This is a genomic window from Dietzia sp. DQ11-38-2 (assembly GCF_014145055.1).
GTDB lineage: Bacteria > Actinomycetota > Actinomycetes > Mycobacteriales > Mycobacteriaceae > Dietzia.
Map to the genome: position 1 here is coordinate 9,307 of NZ_JAALDW010000297.1, position 2,665 is coordinate 11,971.

Genomic DNA, 2,665 nt, shown 5'->3' on the forward strand with positions numbered 1-2,665 from the left:
GGCGTGCCCGTCCGCAGGTTGTGCTCGAACGGCTGAAGTCGTAGCTCGACGAGCATCCGGACGATGTCGCGAACCGGTTCGCGGTCGCCCGAGTTGTCGATCAGGACGTCGGCTTCGGCCCGGCGGGCCTCGTCGGTCGCCTGGCGAGACATCCGCGCCCGGGCGTCGTCCTCCGGCATGCCGCGCTGGTCCACCAGCCGTCGGAGCCGGATCTCGGCGGGGGTGTCCACCACGATCACCAGGTGATAGGCGGGAGTCAGTCCGCCCTCCACCAGCAGGGGCATGTCGTGGACGACGATCGCGTCCTGCGGCGCCGATTCGATGAGCTCGGCCGTGCGCTCCCCGATCAGCGGATGGGTGATCGCGTTGAGCGCGGCGGTGCGCTCCTCGTCGACGAAGGCCCGGGCGGCGAGGGCGGCCCGATCAAGAGAACCGTCGGGCCCCACGATGTCGTCACCGAACTCGGCGACGAGCATCGCCAGCCCCGGGGTCCCCGGTTCGACGACCTCCCTCGCGATCCGATCCGCGTCGACGATCACCGCGCCGGCCTCCGCGAGAATCGCTGTCACCGTCGACTTGCCCGCCCCTATTCCACCGGTCAGACCCACCATCAGCATGAGACGAAGTCTAGGTGACCGCAGGTCTCGCCTGCGGACGCGACCTCCTTCACGGCACCGCGTCCGACCGGCGGAGACAGGCCACGGCCCCGGTCGGTGCCCCACCGAGGTGGGACGACCGTCCGGGGCCGTGGACGTCAGGCGCCCGTGGCGCCGTCAGGCAGAGAGGTCACTCACCGCCGGCGAGCTTGGCACGCAGAGCGGCGAGCTGCTCGTCGGACGCCAGCGAACCACCGGTCGACTCGGCCTGAGTGGCCTCCGCGGCAGCGGGACGGCTGGACGACGGCGCGGACTCCGACGAGTAGTTGGTCGGGGCGGCCTCCGCGGCCTCCGCGGCAGCGGCACGACCCTTCTCGATCTGAGCCGTGTGCATCTTGTGACGCCGCTCGGCCTCCGCGTAGCGGTTCTCCCACTCCTCACGCTGCTTCTCGAAGCCCTCGAGCCACTCGTTGGTGTCGGGATCGAAGCCCTCGGGGAAGATGTAGTTTCCGGCCTCGTCGTAGCTGTCGGCCATGCCGTACTTCGACGGGTCGAACTCCTCCGTGTAGTCCTCGTCCGCCTGCTTGAGCGAGAGCGAGATACGGCGACGATCGAGGTCGATGTCGATGACCTTGACCATGGCGTCGTCGTTGACGGACACGACCTGGTCGGGCACCTCGACGTGGCGCTCGGCCAGCTCGGAGATGTGGACGAGGCCCTCGATGCCCTCGTCGACGCGCACGAAGGCACCGAAGGGGACGAGCTTGGTGACCTTGCCCGGAACGATCTGACCGATCGCGTGGGTCCGGGCGAAGTGCCGCCACGGATCCTCCTGCGTGGCCTTGAGCGACAGGGAGACGCGCTCGCGGTCCAGGTCGACGTCGAGGACCTCGACGGTGACCTCCTGGCCCACCTCGACGACCTCGGACGGGTGGTCGATGTGCTTCCAGGACAGCTCGGAGACGTGAACGAGCCCGTCGACGCCGCCGAGGTCCACGAACGCACCGAAGTTGACGATCGAGGACACGACGCCCTTGCGGACCTGGCCCTTCTGCAGCTGATGCAGGAACTCCGAGCGGACCGCGGACTGGGTCTGCTCGAGCCACGCGCGACGCGAGAGCACGACGTTGTTGCGGTTCTTGTCCAGCTCGATGATCTTGGCCTCGAGCTCCTGGCCCACGTAGGGAAGGAGGTCGCGGACGCGGCGCATCTCCACCAGCGAGGCGGGGAGGAAGCCACGGAGGCCGATGTCGAGGATGAGGCCGCCCTTGACGACCTCGATGACGGTGCCCTTGACGGCCTCGTCCTTCTCCTTGAGCTCCTCGATCGTGCCCCAGGCGCGCTCGTACTGTGCGCGCTTCTTGGACAGGATCAGCCGGCCGTCCTTGTCCTCCTTGGTCAGAACCAAGGCCTCGACCTCGTCGCCCACCTCGACGACCTCACCGGGGTCGACATCGTGCTTGATGGAGAGTTCGCGCGAGGGGATGACACCCTCGGTCTTGTAGCCGATGTCGAGCAGGACCTCGTCACGGTCGACCTTGACGATCGTGCCCTCGACGATGTCGCCATCGTTGAAGTACTTGATCGTGGCGTCGATGGCGGCGAGGAAGTCCTCCGCGGAGCCGATGTCGTTGACGGCTACCTGCGGGGAGGTGGTGTTGGTGGTCATATGGTGGGGTGCTCCGGAGTGGATAGGTATCGTAGGTGGGCAGGTGTTCGCGAGCGTGTACGCACGCGACCGTCAACTGTACTCTGCCAGCGTGACGTCCACAAACCCCCCCGACCACGGTGAGTCCGTCCGCGCCTCCCGCGCGTGGTGGGACGCCGAGGCGGTCGACTACCACCACGAACACGGTGAATTCCTCGGTGCCCACTCCCCCGACGGCGAGTTCGTGTGGTGCCCGGAGGGCCTGCACGAGGGCGACTGGGCGCTCCTCGGCGACGTCGCCGGCCGCGACGTCCTGGAGATCGGATGCGGATCGGCGCCCTGCTCCCGCTGGATCGCCGGTCGCGGGGCCCGGGCCGTCGCCGTGGACCTCTCCGCCGGGATGCTCCGGGTGGGCGCGCGG

Annotated in this window: 3 protein-coding genes; 1 reads left to right on the plus strand and 2 read right to left on the minus strand. The window is 68.5% G+C overall.

The window, feature by feature from the left end; genetic code table 11:
- Both coaE and rpsA read right to left on the minus strand, forming a co-directional pair.
- Nucleotides 1-617, minus strand: a 617-nt coding sequence (gene coaE / locus G6026_RS10670; RefSeq protein ID WP_182613169.1) for a dephospho-CoA kinase, incomplete at its 3' end; no start/stop codon positions are given.
- Nucleotides 618-786: 169 nt separating this feature from the next.
- A complete protein-coding gene (rpsA, locus tag G6026_RS10675) occupies nt 787-2,265 on the minus strand; it encodes a 30S ribosomal protein S1 (protein ID WP_107756328.1) in 1,479 nt (492 codons plus the stop codon).
- A 91-nt stretch (nt 2,266-2,356) separates the two neighbouring features.
- On the opposite strand from rpsA, the gene G6026_RS10680 reads away from it, so the two are divergent.
- Nucleotides 2,357-2,665: class I SAM-dependent methyltransferase (locus G6026_RS10680; RefSeq protein ID WP_347238092.1), on the plus strand; the 309-nt coding region annotated here is incomplete at its 3' end.